The organism is Microbacterium sp. Leaf203 (assembly GCF_001421275.1).
In the GTDB taxonomy this organism is placed as follows: Bacteria; Actinomycetota; Actinomycetes; order Actinomycetales; family Microbacteriaceae; genus Microbacterium; species Microbacterium testaceum_A.
In genome coordinates, this window is sequence record NZ_LMKF01000022.1 from 1610392 (window position 1) to 1628723 (window position 18332).

Consider the following 18332-nt stretch of genomic DNA (forward strand, 5'->3'; position numbering starts at 1 on the left):
CATGGCCACCGCACTCATCACGGGAGCGAGCTCCGGCCTCGGCGCCGAGTTCGCCCGCCAGCTCGCCGCACGGGGAGCGGGGCTCGTGCTGGTGGCGCGCGACCGCGCGGCGCTCGTCGAGGTCGCCGAGCAGATCCGCGCGGCGCACGGCGTCGACGTCGAGGTGCTCGCCGCCGATCTGCTCGACGCCGACGCGCTCTCCGTCGTCGAAGAGCGACTGGCCACGGGCGGCATCGACGTGCTCGTCAACAACGCGGGCTTCGGCCTCGACCTGGCCTTCGAGAAGAACGCCATCGACGACGAGGTGCGCCACCTGCGCCTGCACGTCGAAGCGACGATGCGGCTGATGCACGCAGCGCTCCCCGCGATGCTCGAGCGGGGGAGCGGCCGCATCGTCAACGTCGCCTCGGTGGCCGGGTTCGTCCCGCGCGGAACGTACGGGGCCGTGAAGGGGTGGCTCATCTCGTTCAGCCGCTGGGCGAACGTGGTCTACCGCCCGCGCGGGGTCACGGTGACGGCGGTCTGCCCCGGTTTCGTGCACACCGACTTCCACGCCCGCCTCGGGCTGCCGCCGGGGCAGGAGGGCGTGCCGAACGGCATGTGGCTCGACGCCGCGACCGTCGTGCGCGAGGGGCTGCGCGACGCGGCCCGCGGCCGATCGGTCTCGGTCCCGTCGTGGCGCTACAAGGTGCTCGTCGGCACGTCTCGGCTGCTGCCCGACGCGCTGGTGGTCGCGGCGGCGTCCCGCGGGCGCTGACCGCTCGACCGGGAACGGCTCAGCGGAAGCGGCCGAGCCGGATCCCGGCGAGGGCGAGCGCACCGATGGTCTCGCCGTCCGTGACGGTGCCGTCGGCGACGAGGGCGAGCGCCTCGGCGAACGGCACCCACCGGACCGCGTCGATGCCCTCCTCGGACTGCGACTGCGTGGCATCCGTCGTCTTCAGTCCTCTCGCGAGGAAGACGTACTCGGGGGCGTCGGCGATGCCGTTGAGGGCGTTCATCCGGCCGAGGGGGATCCACTCGGATGCCGTGACCCCGGTCTCTTCGAGGAGCTCGCGCTTCGCGGCCACGAGCGGATCCTCGCCGTCGGAACCGCCCGCGGGGATCTCGAGCGAGCGTCCGGTCGTGTACCGCTCCAGTTCGACGAAGCACACGCGCTCGTCATCGTCGAGGGCCACGACGAAGACGGCCGGATGCTGCATCCGCACCACGCCGTAGATGCCGTCGCCGTGGGGACCGGTCACCTCGTCCTCGCGCACGTGGATCCAGCGGTTCTCGTAGACGGTGCGCGACGCGCGGGTGGTCCAGGCCATGACGCCACCCTAGGACGCGGGCCCTGTCACGCGATGTTCACCGGGGCTGTGGACGACGCCGCGGGCGGCACGCCGCGAACCGATATCCTGGGCACATGACGCACTCCGGCAATCCCTTCGGTCAGGTGCTCGTCGCGCTCATCACCCCGATGACCGCCGACGGCGAAGTCGATTGGCCCGCCACCGAGAAGCACATCGACGACGTCATCACCGCCGGAGCCGACGGCATCGTCGTCACCGGCACCACCGGTGAGACCTCGACTCTCACCGACCCCGAGAAGCTGCGTCTCGTCGAGGTCGGCAAGAGCGTGTCCGCCGGTCGCGCGAAGATCATCACGGGCGGTGGCTCGAACGAGACCGCGCACGCGATCGAGCTCTACAAGGCCAGCGAGAAGGCCGGCGCCGACGGCATCATGATCGTCACGCCGTACTACAACAAGCCGACGCAGGCCGGCATCCTGACGCACTTCCGCCTGGTCGCCGACGCGACCGACCTGCCGGTTATCCTTTACGACATCCCCGGCCGCACAGGTGTCCCCATCAAATACGAGACCATCCTGCGTCTGGCTAAGCACCCCAACATCCTCGCGATCAAAGACGCCAAGGGTGACTTCAGCGAGGTCAGCCGCGTGCTGAATCAGACCGACCTCATGTACTTCTCGGGCGACGACGCCAACGTGCTGCCGCACCTGTCGATCGGGGCCTCCGGCCTCATCGGGGTGACCGCCAACATCGCCGCCGCGCCCTACCGCACGATCGTGGATGCCGTGAACTCCGGCGACCTGGCCTCGGCCACCGCCGCGCACAAGGGCCTCGAACCGCTCGTGCGCGCCGTGATGACCCACGTGCCCGGTACGGTCGCCGCGAAGTACATCCTGCACGGCCTCGGCCGCATCGGCAGCCCCCGCGTCCGCCTGCCCCTGGTGGGGCCGGAGGAGTGGGAAGCCGCCGTCATCGAAGACGAGCTGGCCCTCGTGAAGAACGTGGCCGGCGCTGACTTCTCCAACTTCCGCCCCGACCGCAACGCGGCCGCCGGCGGTGCCCTGCCGAAGGTGCACGGCACCACGAGATAAGCATCGGCGTCCGCCGAACCGCGGCCAGGGACGCCATACAGAGGGATGCCGCGAGGCGGCATCCGAGGAGGCTCATATGCCCGCTACCCCGTTCGACCCGCCCGCGCTCGCCGCGGGCACTCTCCGCGTCATCCCGCTCGGCGGTCTGGGCGAAGTCGGTCGCAACATGACCGTCTTCGAGTACGAGGGCAAGCTGCTCGTCGTCGACTGCGGCGTGCTGTTCCCCGAGGAGCACCAGCCGGGCGTCGACCTGATCCTGCCGGACTTCGAGCCCATCAAGCACCGCCTCGACGACATCGTCGGCGTCGTGCTCACGCACGGTCACGAAGACCACATCGGAGCGGTGCCCTACCTGCTCAAGCTCAAGAGCGACATCCCCCTCATCGGCTCGGGCCTCACGCTCGCCCTCATCGAGGCGAAGCTCAAAGAGCACCGCATCCGCCCGTACACGCTGACGGTGAAGGAGGGCCAGCTCGAGAAGGTCGGTCCCTTCGACCTCGAGTTCGTGGCGGTCAATCACTCCATCCCCGACGCGCTCGCCGTCGCGATCCGCACGCCCGCGGGGCTGGTGCTCGCCACCGGCGACTTCAAGATGGACCAGCTGCCGCTGGACGGCCGCATCACCGATCTCCGCGCTTTCGCGCGCCTCGGCGAAGAGGGAGTCGACCTGTTCCTCGTCGACTCGACCAACGCTGACGTCCCCGGTTTCACCCCCACCGAGCGGGCCATCGGCCCCGTGCTCGATCAGGTGATCGCCAAGGCCCCGCGGCGCGTGGTGGTCGCGAGCTTCTCGAGCCACGTGCACCGCGTGCAGCAGGTGCTCGACGCCGCTCACGCGAACGGCCGCCGCGTCGCGCTCCTCGGGCGCAGCATGGTGCGCAACATGGGCATCGCCGCCGACCTCGGCTATCTCAACGTGCCCGACGGCGTGCTGATCGACTACAAGAAGGCGCGCGACCTGCCCGACGACCAGATCGTCTACATGTCGACCGGTTCGCAGGGCGAGCCGATGGCGGTGCTCAGCCGCATGGCCAACCTCGACCACGCGATCGAACCGGGCGAGGGCGACACGATCATCCTGGCGTCCAGCCAGATCCCCGGGAACGAGAACGCGATCTACCGCGTGATCGACGGACTCACCAAGCTCGGCGCCACCGTCGTCCACAAGGGCAACGCGAAGGTGCACGTCTCGGGTCACGCCGCCGCCGGCGAGCTGCTGTACTGCTACAACATCCTCAAGCCGAAGAACGTCCTCCCCGTGCACGGCGAGTACCGCCACCTCATGGCCAACGCCAAGCTCGCGCGCGAGACCGGCATCCCCGAAGAGAACACGATCCTCGGCGAGAACGGCACGGTCGTCGACCTGCGCGACGGCGTCGCGAAGGTCGTCGGTCAGGTCGACATCGGCTTCGTCTACGTCGACGGTTCGTCGGTGGGCGAGATCACGGATGCCGACCTCAAGGACCGCCGCATCCTCGGCGAAGAGGGCTTCATCTCGGTCATCGTCGTCGTCGATTCGGCGACCGGCAAGATCGTGTCGGGCCCCGACATCCACGCGCGCGGTGTCGCCGAGGACGACAAGGTGTTCGACAGCGTCAAGCCGAAGATCGCCGCGGCGCTGGCCGAGGCGGCGAAGTCGGGCGTCCGCGACAACCACGCCCTGTCGCAGGTCGTGCGCCGCACGATCGGCCGCTGGGTCAACCAGTCGCTGCGTCGTCGGCCCATGATCGTGCCGATGGTCATCGAGGCCTGACCCTCACGAAGCGCCGCGGGTTCGCCCGCGGCGCTTCGTCGTTCCCGCCCCGCGCTCGCTATCATGCGGGCATGCCCGGTCTCCCGATCCGCGCGGCGCTCCCCTCGGATGGCGCCTTCCTCGCCGACATGACGGTCGAGGCCGCCACGTGGCGAGCCGGCGTCTCACGCCCTCGGCACGAGATCGTCAGCAGTCCCGAGCACCGCCGTTACATCGCGGGGTGGATGCGTCCCGGCGACGCGGGCTTCGTCGCGGAGTCGCCGACCGGCGAGCCCGTGGGGGCGGCCTGGTACCGGATGCTCCCACGCGACGAGCCCGGGTTCGGGTGGATCGGGACGGGGGTACCGGAGCTGATCATCGGCGTGCGTCCGCTCTGGCGCGCGCACGGCACCGGTCGAGCTCTGCTGCAGCGCCTCGTCTACCACGCGCGGGGCCAGGGGTACGCGCGGATCAGTCTGAGCGTCGAGCGCGACAACTACGCGGTGTCGCTCTACCGGTCGGAGGGTTTCGCCGTCGTCCGCAAGGGGATGGGCCGCGACGTCATGGTCAAGCGCCTGGCCTGAAGTCCGCGTCGGTACGCCCGAATGTCGGAGGTGCGGCCTACCGTGGAGGAATGCCTCGTACCTCGTCACCGTCCGGCGGCCGCGCTCCCGCCAAGGGGTCGTCGCGCGCGAAGGCCGCGGCGCCCGCGTCGAAGCGCGCCGCCCCCGCGCCCAAGCGCTACGTCGACGAGCCCGACAAGCCCGCCGCGGCCGTCCGCGCGTGGATGGCCGTGGCCCACGGTGTGGGCGGTATGTTCCGCGCCTTCGGTCCCGAGAACCTCGAGCGCGACCAGCGCCGCGACGGCTTCCCGTTCTTCCTCGTGGTGCTCGCCGCTCTCGGCGCGGTGGTCGAGTGGTTCTTCATCGGAACGGATGCCGCTGCGCTGATCAGTGCATACAGCTTCGGCGGACTGGTGGGCCGGGTGGCCTTCGTCCTCCCGGTGCTTCTGCTGCTTCTCGCGGGGTGGCTTTTCCGGCATCCGGCCTCCGTGCACGACAACGGGCGTGTGGGCATCGGCTTCGCGCTGTTCATCGTGACGGTGGCGGGTTTCTGTCACGTCGCGGGTGATCGTCCTGCGCCCAACGTCGGCGGTCTGCCGGCGCTCAGTCCCGCCGGCGGTCTCGCCGGCTGGATCATCGGCGAGCCCCTCGCCCTGGTCCTCACGAACATCGGGGCGTACATCGCCCTCTCCGTGCTCGCGGCGCTGAGCATCCTCATCCTCACCAAGACCCCGCCGAACCGCATCGGTCGCCGCCTCGGAGACCTCTACGCGTGGATGTTCGGGGCCGAGCGCGCGGAGCGCGACGACACGGCTGCGACGCAGGTGATGCCCGCCGACGACTCCAACGACGACCCGGCCGAGAAGTCGTTGCCGTGGTGGCGTCGAAACAAGACGGGTCGCGAAGAAGAGACCGACGGGTCGCTCGGATCGAACGACCTCACAGAACTGCTGTCGCCCGGAACGCCTCAGGGTGGCTTCGAGTCCGCCGTCGTCGCGCCCGAGCCCACGACGCGCCCGACCCCGCCGCCGCTGCCTCCCGCACCCGACGCCCTGACCGAGGTGTTCGACGCCACGGCTCTCGCCGGTGCCGCGGCGGGCCGTGGCCTGCACGACGACTCGCCCCTCGAGGACGCCGTCGACGACGACCTTCCCGGGATCTCGGGTCTCGGCGGTGACCACGCCGGGGCGCCTCCCGCGGCGAACTACCGTCTTCCCGCGGTGACCGCCCTCGCCGCCGGAACGCCGCCCAAGGCGCGTTCCGCCGCGAACGACGCCGTGGTCAAGGCCATCGAGAGCGTCATGGAGCAGTTCAAGGTCGACGCGCGCGTGACCGGGTTCTCGCGCGGTCCGACGGTCACGCAGTACGAGATCGAGGTGGGCCCGGGCGTCAAGGTCGAGCGCATCACCGCCCTGACCAACAACATCGCCTACGCCGTCGCCTCGAACGAGGTCCGCATCCTCGCGCCCATCCCGGGCAAGAGCGCGATCGGTGTCGAGATCCCCAACGCCGACCGCGAGATCGTGACCCTCGGCGACATCCTCCGCTCGGACGCCGCGACCACCTCCACGCACCCGATGACCATCGGCGTCGGCAAAGACGTCGGGGGCGGATTCGTCGTGGCCAACCTCGCGAAGATGCCCCACCTTCTCGTGGCCGGTTCCACGGGTTCGGGTAAGTCGAGCTTCGTGAACTCGATGATCACGAGCCTGCTCATGCGAGCCAAGCCGTCCGACGTGCGCATGGTGCTCATCGACCCCAAGCGCGTCGAGCTGACGTCGTACGCCGGGGTGCCGCACCTCATCACTCCCATCATCACGAACCCCAAGAAGGCCGCCGAGGCGCTGCAGTGGGTCGTGAAAGAGATGGACATGCGGTACGACGACCTCGCGTCGTTCGGTTTCCGCCACATCGACGACTTCAACAAGGCGGTCGTGGCAGGCGAGATCAAGCTGCCGGCGGGCAGTGAGCGGGTGCTCAAGCCGTACCCCTACCTCCTGGTGGTCGTCGACGAGCTCGCCGACCTCATGATGGTCGCCCCGCGCGACGTCGAGGACTCGATCGTGCGCATCACGCAGCTCGCCCGCGCGAGCGGCATCCACCTGGTGCTGGCCACGCAGCGCCCCTCGGTCGACGTCGTAACGGGCCTCATCAAGGCCAACGTGCCTTCGCGCCTGGCCTTCGCGGTGACGAGCGTCACCGACTCGCGCGTCATCCTCGATCAGCCCGGCGCCGATCGACTGATCGGGCAGGGCGACGGGCTCTTCCTGCCGATGGGGGCGTCGAAGGCCCTGCGTGTCCAGGGCGCGTGGGTGAGCGAGCAAGAGATCGAGAAGGTCGTCGCGCACGTCACCCAGCAGGCGCGTCCCGAATATCGATCCGACGTGCAGGCCGCCGCTGAGAAGAAAGAGATCGACGCCGACATCGGTGACGACCTCGAGTTGCTCCTCGCCGCCGCCGAGCTCGTCGTGTCGACCCAGTTCGGTTCGACGTCGATGCTGCAGCGCAAGCTTCGCGTCGGTTTCGCCAAGGCCGGTCGACTCATGGACCTTCTGGAGTCCCGAGAGATCGTCGGACCGTCCGAGGGATCGAAGGCGCGCGACGTCATGGTGACCAACGAGCAGCTCCCCGCAGTCCTCGCTCGACTCCGTGGCGACGATGCACCGCCGGCCCCTACGCCCGACGCCGACGACCGCTACGGCGCCGACCCGATCGAGGCGCAGTTCGAGGGGCTCCCGGTCGTGAGCGCCGACGACGACGAGGGCTCCGAAGACGCCTGGCAGCTGACGGGTCGCGACTGATGGCCGTTCACCCGCAGCTGCCCAACGCGATCACCATCGCGCGCATCGTCTGCGCGCCCATCTTCCTCTGGCTTCTCCTCGCGGATGCGGGTGCGGACGGCGGCCTGCGCTGGGCTGCCGCTGTCCTCTTCATCGTGGCGATCGCCACCGACGGCGTCGACGGGTACATCGCCCGCAAGTACGAGATCGTCAGCGATCTGGGAAAGCTGCTGGATCCCATCGCCGACAAGGCCCTGACCGGACTCGCGTTCGTCGGCCTGTCGATCCTCGGTGAGCTTCCGTGGTGGATCACGATCGTCGTCCTCGTGCGCGAGATCGGGATCACCGTCTACCGCTTCCTCGTCGTCAGCGATCACGTGCTGGCCGCCGCCTGGATGGGCAAGCTCAAGACCGTGTTCCAGGCCATCGCCCTGTCGATCGCCCTGATCCCCTTCGCGGCCCTGTCCGACGCCGCGGTCTGGCAGTCCACCGTCTGGTGGGCGGGCGTGATCACGATGACGATCGCCGTCGTCCTCACGGTCGCCTCCGGGATCGACTACATCGTGACCGAGGTGCGCGCGGCGCAGAAGACGCGGGGATCCCGATGATCGACGGCATCCCCGACGATCTCGACGAGACGCTCGTCCGGACACCGCGAGAGAGCGCCGCTCTCCTGCTGGAGCGTCTGGGGGAGCTGGGGTGGACGATCGGCGTTGCCGAATCCCTGACCGGCGGGCTGGTGGTGTCGTCTCTCGTCGACGTTCCCGGGGCCTCTCGAGCCGTCCGTGGGGGAGTGGTGGCGTACGCGACCGATCTCAAGCACGGACTGCTCGGCGTCGATCAGACGCTGCTCGATGCGCACGGAGCCGTGCACCCCCGCGTCGCGCGACAGATGGCGCGTGGAGTGCGTGACGTCCTCGGCCGCGACGGGGTTCCGGCCGATGTGGGGATCGCCACCACGGGAGTCGCGGGACCCGACGAACAGGACGGGCAGCCCGTCGGCACCGTGCACATCGCCGTGTCCACTCCGCTCGGAACGCGCGTGGACTCTCTCGTCATCGCCGGTGACCGCGAACGCATCCGCCGTGAGACCGCGCACCTCGCCATCCGACGCGCGCTGGCGGCGCTCTGATGGCCCCTTCAGAGGTCGTTGTGAAAACCGGGAACAAATGATCGCACATTCCGGTTTCGAGTATCGATTCCCATCCGGTGCACAGCGCGCGGCATTAGGGTGACCATAGAAGGTGTTTCACAGTCGTCCACAGAGGGCGGCGACGGAATCAGCAGTGAGGAGGGCCCCAAAATGATCCTGGTTCGTCAAGAGATCGGCGAAGTCCTGCGTGACCTCCGCCAGCAGAAGGGGCGCACCCTCCGCCAGGTCGCCAGCCGCGCGAGCGTTGCTCTCGGCTACCTCAGTGAGGTCGAACGTGGGCAGAAAGAAGCGTCGAGCGAAATCCTCGCCTCTGTCGCCGAAGCCCTCGACGTCCCCATCTCGACGATCATGCGCGAGGTCGGCGACCGACTCTCGGTCCTCGAGGGCCTGCAGACCTTCCCCGACGTCGTGCCCGACGAGCTCGTCGCGTCTGTCGAGCCCGAGCTGTCCCTCCGCTGATCGCCGCGGTTCATGCGGCGTAGCGAGTTCGATCGTGCCGTCGACGACGAGTTCGGGCCGCGCGGCGGTTCCCTTCTGACGGACCTCGTGCTGTCTGCCGTGGGCGGACGCACCAGTATCGACGCCCTTGCTGAGGGTGTGGACCCGCGCGACGTGTGGCTGGCGCTGTGCGAAGAAACCGACGTCCCGGCGAACCGTCGTTACGGTGTCGGCCGCCTGGAGCCGCGCCGGTCGTGACCTCCGCGCGCTCGGCTGTCGGCGCGGAGTGTTTCGGTCGTCGCCTCATTCTGATCGGCGTGTCATCGAACCTACGTTCGATTCGGGCGTAGGCTCCTTCACATCAGGGCTTGTTGCTCGTTCATCCCCATTCGGGGGCTCCTCCGGCGTCAATGTCGGAGGCCCTCCCTAACGTGGAAGACGTCGAACGACACTCTGAACGCCTTGTCGGGCACGACCACCGTCGGTGGGAGGCGCGACAGCCTATAGGCGACCGGAACGCGAGAAGAAAGAAGACGTCATGCCCTCACCCGCAGAGCGCGAAAAGGCCCTCGAGTCCGCGCTGGCTCAGATCGATCGGCAGTTCGGAAAGGGCTCGGTCATGCGACTGGGCAGCGACGACCGTGCGCCCATCGAGACCATCCCCACCGGCTCCGTCGCGCTCGACGTGGCCCTCGGCATCGGCGGTCTGCCTCGCGGCCGCATCATCGAGATCTACGGCCCGGAGTCGTCCGGAAAGACGACCCTCACGCTTCACGCCATCGCCAACGCACAGCGCGCCGGTGGCATCGCGGCGTTCATCGACGCTGAGCACGCTCTCGACCCCGAGTACGCGAAGAAGCTCGGCGTCGACATCGACGCGCTCCTCGTGTCCCAGCCCGACACGGGCGAGCAGGCCCTCGAGATCGCCGACATGCTGATCCGCTCCGGTGCGATCGACCTCGTCGTTATCGACTCGGTCGCCGCCCTCGTCCCCGAGGCCGAGATCAAGGGCGAGATGGGCGATTCGCACGTCGGCCTCCAGGCCCGCCTCATGTCGCAGGCTCTGCGAAAGCTGACCGGTGGGTTGAACACCACGAAGACCACCGCGATCTTCATCAACCAGTTGCGCGAGAAGATCGGTGTCTTCTTCGGTTCCCCCGAGACCACGGCCGGCGGAAAGGCGCTCAAGTTCTACGCGTCGGTGCGCCTCGACATCCGTCGCATCGAGACGCTGAAGGACGGCACCGAGGCCGTGGGTAACCGCACGCGTGTCAAGGTCGTCAAGAACAAGATGGCCCCGCCCTTCAAGCAGGCAGAATTCGACATCCTCTACGGCGTGGGCATCTCGCGCGAGGGGAGCCTCATCGACTTCGGTGTCGAGCACGCCATCGTCAAGAAGTCGGGCGCCTGGTACACCTACGAGGGCGAACAGCTCGGACAGGGCAAAGAGAACGCCCGTAACTTCCTGATCAAGAACCCCGACATCGCCGAAGAGATCGAGACCAAGATCAAGACCAAGATGGGCATCGGCGGTGCGCCCGCGGTCGCTCCGGCGGCGGACGACGAGTTGGCCGCGCGTCGCCCGGCCTGATGATCGACGAGACCTGGGGCTCTGATCGTCGTCCCTCTGCGGACGCGGGCGACGATCAGGACCGCGGCCACATGGCCGATGATGTCGAACGCTCAGACGAGCCGAAGAACCCGGGCTCTCCCGATGGGGCGTCCACTCGTTCCGGCACGCTCCGCGTTCTCGGAGAGGCCGATCTCGCTCCGGTCATCCCCCTCTTCGGATCCGCGCCCCGTGCGGATCGCGAACACCCTTCCCGTCGCGGTGCCGTCCACGATGCGGCAGCAACGGGTTCGATCAGCGACGACATCGACGAGCGACCGTCGTCGGTGAGTCGTCCACGGCTCTCCGTCGTGGGCGACCCCGACGAGGGCGTCGAGTCGTCCCCCGACCGAGCGGAAGCCCGCGAACGGGCCGAAGCGGTGCTCTTGCGAAAGTTGCGTTCGCGATCCCTGTCGCTCGCGGAGGCCCGCACCGTGATTCGGGGGGTCGACGACGCCGACGATGCGATCGCTGACGAGCTCATCGATCATTTCGTCGATCTCGGGTATCTCGATGATGCGGCATTCGCCCAGCAACTCGCCATGTCCGCGGTCGAGCGCAAGGGCGAGGGGCGGCGGGCCGTCGCAGAGACGCTGCGTAAGCGAGGGATTCCCCGCGACATCGCCGAAGCGGCTCTCGCCGAGCTGCCCGACGATGACGCGGAACGAGCACTCGATTTCGCCCGTTCGAAGGTTCGCGGCGTCGGCGGCGCAGAGTACGACGCCGCTCTGCGCAGACTCGCCGGCCAGCTGGCGCGTCGCGGGTACCCGTCGTCGGTGGCTCTCACGGCTGCGCGAACGGCGCTGGAAGAAGCGGGGATCGGGCGGAGTCGCTCGTTTCCTCGTCCCTCCTCGGGTGTGAGGTTCACGCCGGATCGATGAACATCGGCCCGCCGTGCCGTTGGCACGAGAGTGGTCGCGCGCCCCGTCCTTGACCGGCCACACCCCCGTTTCCGGTGGGGTTCAGTCCTCGCCCCGGTGCCGTTGTTCGCCGAGTGCTCAGGCTCCGCGCGACGCCAGCGCGACGACGCGGCCGAGCTCCCGCCGGGTCGGCGCGCCGATTTTCATCCGAGCCTGGTAGACGTGCGACTCCACGGTGCGGATGGAAAGGAAGAGACGCGCGGCGATCTCACGGTTGGTCAGGCCCTCGTCCGCGAGCAGGGCGATCTCGCGTTCGCGGACGGTGAGCTCGTCGATCGCATCGCTCGACGTCGACCGGATGGTCGAGGGGACGGCGCTCGTGGTTTCCCGGGGAGCCGACGATTTCGTCGGCGTCCACAGCGCGTGCAGGCGCAGCTCATCAACGGGCAGCCCCTCTTCGTCGCTGGTTCTCGCCGCTGCTCGCCGCACCGCCGACACCGCCAGAGGAAGATCGGTCGTGGCGGCGAGCTGGACAAGCTCGTCGACCTCGTTCTCGTCCGCCTCGCCCAGAGCGACGAGCCGGAAGAGATCGCGAATGCGGAGGGCAGCGGCGTTGCGGCCACGCGAGAGCTCGGCGGTCGCTCGTGCGGCCCGTCGCGCCTCGTCGGTACGGCCCTCGGCGGTCAGGACCGTGGTCTCGACGTACAGGCGACTGCGGACGAGCAGGGGCTCGTTCTCGGTGCGAAGCCGGCTGAGGATCGCGCGTGCCTCGTCGGTCCGACCCGCGGTCGCCAGTTCATCGGCGACGCCCAGCTCGATCATGGTGGCATCCAGGCGTGACACCGCCGAGGGTTCCCGTGACAGAGCGGAGGCGAACTCTCTCTTCGACTCCGCCGGGCACCCTGCGCCGGCGAAAGCGATGGCGGTGGCCGCCCCTGCGATCGTGAGATCGGCTGCTCCTCCTTCGCGTGCGGTGGTGCTCACCTCGCGGTCCAGGCGCGCTCGGACGGTCGATCCGTCCGCCCCCGCGATCTGATGCGCGGCGAGCATGGACATGAGAGCGATGAGCCGATCGCGAACGGTGACTCCGGCCGGCCGCTGCCGCGCGTCGAGCAGACGTTCGACCCGGCGGAAGAACTTCTGGGCCTCGCCCCATCGCCCGCGGAAAGTCTCCGCCGAGCCGGCGGCGACCAATGCCCGCAAATGTGCCGCGGGCGACGCGTCCGGCTCATCGGCGGCGGAGGTCGCGATGTCCGCGGCGCGTGCCCAATCCATGTTCGCGGTTGCGCGGTTCGCGTCGGCGAGAGCAGCTTCGATACGGGAGTCGGCGTCGTCGCCTTTGTCGAGCGGGCCGTCGGCGGAGCCCTCGATCGAGCGCGCCGCGCGCGATCGAGCGAGCCGTCGGAGCGCATCCGCGGATCCGATCTCGCCACGATCATCCGCTGACATCAGGGGCGCGGGTGTCGCGAGCTCGGCCTCGAGTCGGAGGGCCGGATCGTCCTGCGCGCGCAACCCGCGCGCGGCGTGGGCGGCGGCGTGGGCGCTGTCACCCCGGTCGTTTGCTTCTCGCGCGGCATTCAGTGCGACTCGAGTCCGCAGAGCGGGGGAGTAGGTCAGCTCTCCCGATGCCTCGATTCCCAGCCGGTGCCACCGTTCCGACAGGGTGACGGCGATGGTCGAACTCCACCACTCATCGGCTTCGGCCAGCATTCGGGCGCCCGCCGTGTCGATGAGCGATTCGACGTGCGCATCGCCGAGCTGACGATGGGCCTCCTGGGCGACCAGATCGTTGACGGTGAGGCGACGATCGACCGATGCGTCGGCGTGTAGAAGGCCGCCGGCGATGAGGGCGGCGACGCTCTCGGCGTCGAACAGTCGTGTCGCGACGGCGAACTCGAGGTGAGGCAGGCGACGGATGCCTGCGAGGCATTCGAGATCGACGCGAGGAAAGTCGGCGACGTGCCGCGCGAGCGTGATCGCCAGCCTGCTGTCCCGGGCGATGACGCGCAGGGCCGTGAGGGGATCGCGTCCCGCGCGAGCAGCGCTCGTCGACTCGATGATCAGCTGTCGGAGCAGTGTCCGCGACCCGTCCGCTCGCCAGACGATCCCCGCGCGGGTCGCGCTGTCGAGCAGCTCGGCACCCGGGAAGAGCTCGATCATGGCGAGGGCGTCGTCGTCGCTCAGCTCGGAGAGGTCGATTCGGCGCGCGAGACCGTCGAGCCAGAGGTCGAGGACGGTGCGACGGACGACGGCGGAGTCATCGGGTCTGTCGATCGAGCGCGGCCGGGCCGTGCGCAGGCCGATCACCGCGGTGACGCGACGAGCGGCGATCCCTCGGGCGAGTGCCCGAGTCGACTGGACATCGAGGGAATCGACGTCGTCGACCACGACCACGCCCTCGACGGTGGCCGTCGTGGGCTCGTCACGGAAGGATCGGAGCTCTGGGCATCCCGAGGCATCGAACGCCCCGAAGTCGACGGCGGACAGCGCGCACGACGTCCGCAACTCGACGGCCAGCTGCCCGTGTCGCTCCAGCTCGGCGGCGATCGTCCGCAGCAGATAACTCCGCCCGCTCCCGCGCGGCCCCGCGATGACGAGGGACGCACCCCCTCGGGCTCGTTCCGCCAGTATCTCGGCATCCCGGTCCGCTCCGACAAGTCCTCTCGACCACTTCGTCGAACGGTCTTCCCCCATGCTCTTCTCCCCCCGGAGACCGGCCGCAGACCTCGCGGACGGTGACGTGTCCCCCAAAATACCGACATGGGGCGCACTCGATCAGCCGATTTGCGCACCCTTTGACCCATAATGCGTCAAAAGGTGCGCGCCATGCGGACCGAGCATTTCAGCGCCCCGTCGGTCGACGCAAGGGCGGCGTTTAGACTTGCTCGCATCATGACCACCCCCGTTTCGACCCCGACCCTGATCGCGCCGTCCGCCGCCGCGCGGGGCGCCGCAGGGCCTCGCACCTATGAAGTGCGCACCTTCGGGTGCCAGATGAACGTGCACGATTCCGAGCGCCTGTCGGGCTCGCTCGAGAGCGCCGGGTACGTCCGGGCCGATGCCGGCACCGAAGCCGATGTCGTCGTGATCAACACGTGCGCCGTGCGCGACAACGCCGCCGGCAAGCTCTACGGAACGCTCGGCCACCTCAAGTCGCGCAAGGACGCGCGCGCGGGCATGCAGATCGCCGTCGGCGGCTGCCTGGCGCAGATGGACAAGGAGGCCGTCCAGCAGAAGGCCCCCTGGGTCGACGTGGTGTTCGGCACGCACAACATGGGCTCGCTTCCCGGCATGCTCGAGCGCGCGCGCCACAACGGCGAGGCCGAACTGGAGATCCTCGAGTCGCTCGAGATCTTCCCCTCCACCCTCCCGACCAAGCGCGACTCCGTCCACAGCGGCTGGGTCTCGATCTCGGTCGGCTGCAACAACACGTGCACGTTCTGCATCGTGCCGAGCCTGCGCGGCAAAGAGAAGGACCGCCGCCCCGGCGACATCCTGAACGAGATCCGCCTGCTCGTCGACGACGGGGCGATCGAGGTCACCCTTCTCGGTCAGAACGTCAACTCGTACGGCGTCGAGTTCGGTGACCGCCTCGCCTTCGGCAAACTGCTGCGCGCCGCGGGCGAGATCGAGGGGCTCGAGCGCATCCGCTTCACGAGTCCCCACCCCGCCGCCTTCACCGATGACGTGATCGCCGCGATGGCCGAGACCCCGGCCGTCATGCCCCAGCTGCACATGCCGCTGCAGTCGGGCTCCGACCGCATCCTCAAGGCGATGCGCCGCTCGTACCGCAGCGAGAAGTTCCTCGGCATCCTGGATCGGGTGCGCGCGCGCATCCCGAACGCCGCGATCACCACCGACATCATCGTCGGCTTCCCCGGTGAGACCGAGGAGGACTTCCAAGAGACGCTGCGCGTCGTCGAGGCCTCGCGTTTCTCGAGCGCCTTCACGTTCCAGTACTCGATCCGCGAGGGGACTCCCGCGGCGACGATGGCCGACCAGGTGCCCAAGGCCGTCGTGCAGGAGCGCTACGAGCGACTGACCGCTCTGCAGGATCGGATCGCGGCGGAAGAGAACCAGAAGCAGCTCGGTCGCACACTCGAGGTCCTCGTCTCCGCGGGCGAGGGCAAGAAGGACGCCGAGACGCACCGCCTCACCGGTCGCGCCGAAGACAACCGCCTCGTGCACTTCGAACTGCCGAAGGATTCGGCTGTCCCGCGCCCGGGCGACGTGGTCTCGGTCACCGTGACCCACGCGGCTCCCTTCCACCTGCTCGCCGACGCACCCGACGGGGCTCCGCTGCGCATCCGCCGCACCCGCGCGGGCGACGCGTGGGACCGTTCGCAGGCGGAGTCGTGCGGCGTGCCCGCTCCGGCGGGCGAGTCCGGTGCTCCGCGCGCGGTCTCTCTCGGCCTGCCCACCCTGCGCGTCGGCGTGTGACCGGCCCGGCCCTCTGGGCCGTCGTCGGCGCCACCGGCACCGGCAAGACGGGTCTGTCGCTCGACCTCGCCGAAGCCCTGTCCGCGCGGGGCCGGCCCGCCGAGATCGTCAACGCCGACGCCATGCAGCTCTACCGCGGCATGGACATCGGGACGGCCAAGCTTCCCGAGGGTGAGCGGCGCGGCATCCCGCACCATCTCTTCGACGCGCTCGCGGTGACCGACGAGGCCGCGGTGGCCTGGTATCAGGATGCCGCGCGCGCGGCGATCCGCGAGATCAACGGTCGCGGCGCCGACGCGATCCTCGTCGGCGGGTCGGGGCTGTACGTTTCGAGCGTGCTGTGGGACTTCCGCTTCCCGCCGCGCGACGAGGCTCTGCGCGCCGCGCTCGAACGCGAGCTCGACGAGCGCGGACCGGGTGCGCTCTACGCGCGCCTGCGGGAAGAGGATCCGGATGCCGCTGAGCGCATCGATCCGCGCAACGGGCGTCGCGTCGTGCGCGCGCTCGAGATATTGGCGCAGGGCGGTGAGACGCACGGCGGTGCTCTTCCCGAGGCGCCGGAGCTCTGGCATCCGCGGACTCGGATCATCGCCACCGCGATCGAGCGAGCCGAGCTCGTCGACCTTCTGGATGCCCGCGTGGAGGGGATGTGGGCCGCGGGGCTCGTCGCCGAGGTCGAGGCCCTGATCCCGGCCGGGCTCGAGTGCGGCGTCACCGCCGGTCGCGCGATCGGGTACGCGCAGGCGCTGAAGCAGCTCCGCGGCGAGGTCACCCGCGACGAGGCGATCGCCGAGACCCAGGCCCTCACGCGCCGCTACGCGCGCCGCCAGGTGTCGTGGTTCCGGCGCTACGCCGAGGCCGAGTGGGTCGACGCACGGACGGTGGATGCCGGCATCCTGGCATCCCGATCGGAGGAACGCCCATGACGGTCGACATCCGCGCCTTCGCGCTCGACGATGAGGACGCCGTCGTCGCCCTCTGGGAGGAGGCGGGCCTCACGCGCCCGTGGAACGACCCGCGCGCCGATATCCGGCGCAAGCTCACCGTGCAGCCGGAGCTGTTCCTCGTCGCAGTCGAGGGGGAGCGGGTGGTCGGCAGCGTCATGGCGGGCTACGACGGCCACCGCGGCTGGCTGTACTACCTCGCGACCGCCGCCTCGCACCGCGGGCAGGGGATCGGGCGTCGCCTGGTGGCGGAGGCCGAGCGCCTGCTCGAGGCGATGGGCTGCCCCAAGGTGCAGCTCATGGTGCGTCCCGACAACACCGGCGCGCGGGGCTTCTACGACGAGCTCGGGTACGAGCCCTTCGACACCTGGGCGACCGGCCGCCGGCTCATCGTCGACGGGCCCGGAGGCCCTTCGTCCTCGGCGTGAGCGGGATCGTCAGTCGCGGATGCACTCGCACCGCGAGTCTCGCTGCCACCCGACCGTAGACTCGACGCATGGCGACTCTCCCGTTCACCAAGGGCCACGGAACCGGCAACGACTTCGTGGTGATCGCCGACCCCGACGGCGAGCTCGACCTCTCCGACGCACAAATCTCCGCCCTGTGCGACCGCCACTTCGGCATCGGCGCCGACGGACTGCTGCGCGTGGTGCGCTCGCGCGCCATCGACGAGGGGGCGGATGCCGCGGCATCCGGGGCCGAGTGGTTCATGGACTACCGCAACGCCGACGGTTCGAAGGCCGAGATGTGCGGCAACGGAACGCGGGTCTTCGCGCGCTACCTGAGCGACACCGGACTCGCCTCGCTCGAGGGAGGTTTGCGCATCGGCACGCGCGCGGGCATCAAGACGCTGACACGCAGCGATCGCGGCTACGAGGTCGGTCTGGGCGAATTCGCGATCGAGCCCGGCGAGACGCTCGTGCGCGCGAAGGGCCTGCCGGTCGCCCGTCCCGGCGTCGGCGTCGACGTGGGCAACCCGCACGTCGTGGTCGCGCTGTCGTCCGACGCCGAGCTCGAGGGCCTCGATCTCGCCTATCAGCCGGTGCTCGACCCGGCGCCGCGTCACGGCGCGAACGTCGAGTTCGTCGTCCCCGCCGACCCGCTCGTGCGCGACGGCGTCGGAGCGATCCGCCTGCGCGTGTTCGAACGCGGCGTGGGCGAGACACTGAGTTGCGGGACCGGAGTGGCGGCAGCGGCCCTGGCCGTTCGCCATTGGGCGGGCGCCGCCGCCCCCGACTCCTGGGTCGTCGACACTCCGGGCGGCACGCTGGGCGTGCGCGTCACCGATGGCCGGGTCCACCTTTCGGGCCCTGCCTCGCTGGTGTTCACCGGCGAGGTCGCACTCGCCTGACGAGGGCGCAGAGCGGGGACGGACCGTCGGTTGCCGCCGGCGGACCGGGGTAGGCCCTCTTCAGCGGACCGCGATC

The 18332-nt window shown here is 69.5% G+C and carries 17 protein-coding genes; 15 read left to right on the plus strand and 2 right to left on the minus strand.

The genetic code is table 11. The annotated features are described in order from the left end of the window. Window position 1: 1 nt before the first annotated feature. The gene (locus ASE56_RS08725) at window positions 2-757 is read left to right on the plus strand and encodes an SDR family oxidoreductase (RefSeq protein WP_056227371.1); all 756 of its coding nucleotides are present in this window, start codon (window positions 2-4) and stop codon (window positions 755-757) included. Window positions 758-776: 19 nt separating this feature from the next. Here the strand turns inward: ASE56_RS08725 and ASE56_RS08730 are convergent, their stop codons facing one another. Continuing rightward, window positions 777-1313: an NUDIX hydrolase gene (locus ASE56_RS08730; RefSeq protein ID WP_056227374.1), complete on the minus strand. Its 537-nt coding sequence runs from the start codon at window positions 1311-1313 to the stop codon at window positions 777-779. 95 nt (window positions 1314-1408) lie between these two features. Here ASE56_RS08730 and dapA point away from each other — a divergent pair, with 95 nt between their 5' ends. The 10 genes from dapA (at window position 1409) to ASE56_RS08780 (ending at window position 11542) form a co-directional block, all read left to right on the plus strand. Next, the gene (gene dapA, locus ASE56_RS08735; RefSeq protein WP_056227377.1) at window positions 1409-2386 is read left to right on the plus strand and encodes a 4-hydroxy-tetrahydrodipicolinate synthase; all 978 of its coding nucleotides are present in this window, start codon (window positions 1409-1411) and stop codon (window positions 2384-2386) included. 76 nt (window positions 2387-2462) lie between these two features. Further along, complete coding sequence (locus tag ASE56_RS08740) at window positions 2463-4139, plus strand: ribonuclease J (protein ID WP_056227381.1); 1677 nt, start codon at window positions 2463-2465, stop codon at window positions 4137-4139. Between the two features lie 71 nt (window positions 4140-4210). Further along, window positions 4211-4702, plus strand: a complete 492-nt coding sequence (locus ASE56_RS08745; protein WP_056227384.1) for a GNAT family N-acetyltransferase — start codon at window positions 4211-4213, stop codon at window positions 4700-4702. A gap of 50 nt (window positions 4703-4752) precedes the next feature. Then, a complete protein-coding gene (locus ASE56_RS08750) occupies window positions 4753-7482 on the plus strand; it encodes a DNA translocase FtsK (RefSeq protein WP_056227387.1) in 2730 nt (909 codons plus the stop codon). Next, on the plus strand, window positions 7482-8069 hold the full coding sequence (gene pgsA / locus ASE56_RS08755; RefSeq protein WP_056227391.1) for a CDP-diacylglycerol--glycerol-3-phosphate 3-phosphatidyltransferase: 588 nt from the start codon (window positions 7482-7484) through the stop codon (window positions 8067-8069). The genes ASE56_RS08750 and pgsA overlap by 1 nt, the downstream gene beginning before the upstream one ends. Then, window positions 8066-8593 (plus strand): CinA family protein, encoded by a 528-nt coding sequence (locus ASE56_RS08760; protein ID WP_056227393.1) that lies wholly within the window; start codon window positions 8066-8068, stop codon window positions 8591-8593. Before pgsA ends, ASE56_RS08760 begins: the two co-directional genes overlap by 4 nt. 171 nt (window positions 8594-8764) lie before the next feature. Then, a complete protein-coding gene (locus ASE56_RS08765) occupies window positions 8765-9073 on the plus strand; it encodes a helix-turn-helix domain-containing protein (RefSeq protein WP_055835145.1) in 309 nt (102 codons plus the stop codon). A 12-nt stretch (window positions 9074-9085) separates the two neighbouring features. Continuing rightward, window positions 9086-9310, plus strand: coding sequence for a DUF3046 domain-containing protein (locus tag ASE56_RS08770; RefSeq protein WP_056227397.1), 225 nt, complete (start codon window positions 9086-9088; stop codon window positions 9308-9310). A gap of 280 nt (window positions 9311-9590) precedes the next feature. Further along, on the plus strand, window positions 9591-10643 hold the full coding sequence (gene recA, locus ASE56_RS08775; protein WP_056227400.1) for a recombinase RecA: 1053 nt from the start codon (window positions 9591-9593) through the stop codon (window positions 10641-10643). Continuing rightward, complete coding sequence (locus tag ASE56_RS08780) at window positions 10643-11542, plus strand: regulatory protein RecX (protein WP_235556953.1); 900 nt, start codon at window positions 10643-10645, stop codon at window positions 11540-11542. The genes recA and ASE56_RS08780 overlap by 1 nt, the downstream gene beginning before the upstream one ends. A 117-nt stretch (window positions 11543-11659) precedes the next feature. Here the strand turns inward: ASE56_RS08780 and ASE56_RS08785 are convergent, their stop codons facing one another. Continuing rightward, window positions 11660-14215 carry a helix-turn-helix transcriptional regulator gene (locus ASE56_RS08785; RefSeq protein ID WP_056227402.1) on the minus strand — a complete coding sequence of 852 codons (2556 nt, stop codon included), beginning with the start codon at window positions 14213-14215 and terminating at the stop codon, window positions 11660-11662. A gap of 198 nt (window positions 14216-14413) precedes the next feature. Here ASE56_RS08785 and miaB point away from each other — a divergent pair, with 198 nt between their 5' ends. From miaB to dapF, 4 genes are all read left to right on the plus strand, one after another. After that, a complete protein-coding gene (gene miaB / locus ASE56_RS08790; protein ID WP_056227405.1) occupies window positions 14414-15961 on the plus strand; it encodes a tRNA (N6-isopentenyl adenosine(37)-C2)-methylthiotransferase MiaB in 1548 nt (515 codons plus the stop codon). Next, on the plus strand, window positions 15958-16887 hold the full coding sequence (gene miaA / locus ASE56_RS08795) for a tRNA (adenosine(37)-N6)-dimethylallyltransferase MiaA (RefSeq protein WP_056227408.1): 930 nt from the start codon (window positions 15958-15960) through the stop codon (window positions 16885-16887). The genes miaB and miaA overlap by 4 nt, the downstream gene beginning before the upstream one ends. Next, window positions 16884-17333: a GNAT family acetyltransferase gene (locus ASE56_RS08800; RefSeq protein WP_056227411.1), complete on the plus strand. Its 450-nt coding sequence runs from the start codon at window positions 16884-16886 to the stop codon at window positions 17331-17333. The genes miaA and ASE56_RS08800 overlap by 4 nt, the downstream gene beginning before the upstream one ends. A gap of 68 nt (window positions 17334-17401) precedes the next feature. Then, complete coding sequence (gene dapF, locus ASE56_RS08805; protein ID WP_056227414.1) at window positions 17402-18256, plus strand: diaminopimelate epimerase; 855 nt, start codon at window positions 17402-17404, stop codon at window positions 18254-18256. The last annotated feature ends 76 nt before the right edge of the window (window positions 18257-18332 follow it).

Excerpts from the sequence above, each read along its gene's own strand:
- ASE56_RS08725 (WP_056227371.1), top strand. The coding sequence starts at position 2 with ATGGCCACCGCACTCATCACGGGAGCGAGCTCCGGCCTCGGCGCCGAG.
- ASE56_RS08730 (WP_056227374.1), bottom strand. The coding sequence starts at position 1,313 with ATGGCCTGGACCACCCGCGCGTCGCGCACCGTCTACGAGAACCGCTGG.
- dapA (WP_056227377.1), top strand. The coding sequence starts at position 1,409 with ATGACGCACTCCGGCAATCCCTTCGGTCAGGTGCTCGTCGCGCTCATC.
- ASE56_RS08740 (WP_056227381.1), top strand. The coding sequence starts at position 2,463 with ATGCCCGCTACCCCGTTCGACCCGCCCGCGCTCGCCGCGGGCACTCTC.
- ASE56_RS08745 (WP_056227384.1), top strand. The coding sequence starts at position 4,211 with ATGCCCGGTCTCCCGATCCGCGCGGCGCTCCCCTCGGATGGCGCCTTC.
- ASE56_RS08750 (WP_056227387.1), top strand. The coding sequence starts at position 4,753 with ATGCCTCGTACCTCGTCACCGTCCGGCGGCCGCGCTCCCGCCAAGGGG.
- pgsA (WP_056227391.1), top strand. The coding sequence starts at position 7,482 with ATGGCCGTTCACCCGCAGCTGCCCAACGCGATCACCATCGCGCGCATC.
- ASE56_RS08760 (WP_056227393.1), top strand. The coding sequence starts at position 8,066 with ATGATCGACGGCATCCCCGACGATCTCGACGAGACGCTCGTCCGGACA.
- ASE56_RS08765 (WP_055835145.1), top strand. The coding sequence starts at position 8,765 with ATGATCCTGGTTCGTCAAGAGATCGGCGAAGTCCTGCGTGACCTCCGC.
- ASE56_RS08770 (WP_056227397.1), top strand. The coding sequence starts at position 9,086 with ATGCGGCGTAGCGAGTTCGATCGTGCCGTCGACGACGAGTTCGGGCCG.
- recA (WP_056227400.1), top strand. The coding sequence starts at position 9,591 with ATGCCCTCACCCGCAGAGCGCGAAAAGGCCCTCGAGTCCGCGCTGGCT.
- ASE56_RS08780 (WP_235556953.1), top strand. The coding sequence starts at position 10,643 with ATGATCGACGAGACCTGGGGCTCTGATCGTCGTCCCTCTGCGGACGCG.
- ASE56_RS08785 (WP_056227402.1), bottom strand. The coding sequence starts at position 14,215 with ATGGGGGAAGACCGTTCGACGAAGTGGTCGAGAGGACTTGTCGGAGCG.
- miaB (WP_056227405.1), top strand. The coding sequence starts at position 14,414 with ATGACCACCCCCGTTTCGACCCCGACCCTGATCGCGCCGTCCGCCGCC.
- ASE56_RS08800 (WP_056227411.1), top strand. The coding sequence starts at position 16,884 with ATGACGGTCGACATCCGCGCCTTCGCGCTCGACGATGAGGACGCCGTC.
- dapF (WP_056227414.1), top strand. The coding sequence starts at position 17,402 with ATGGCGACTCTCCCGTTCACCAAGGGCCACGGAACCGGCAACGACTTC.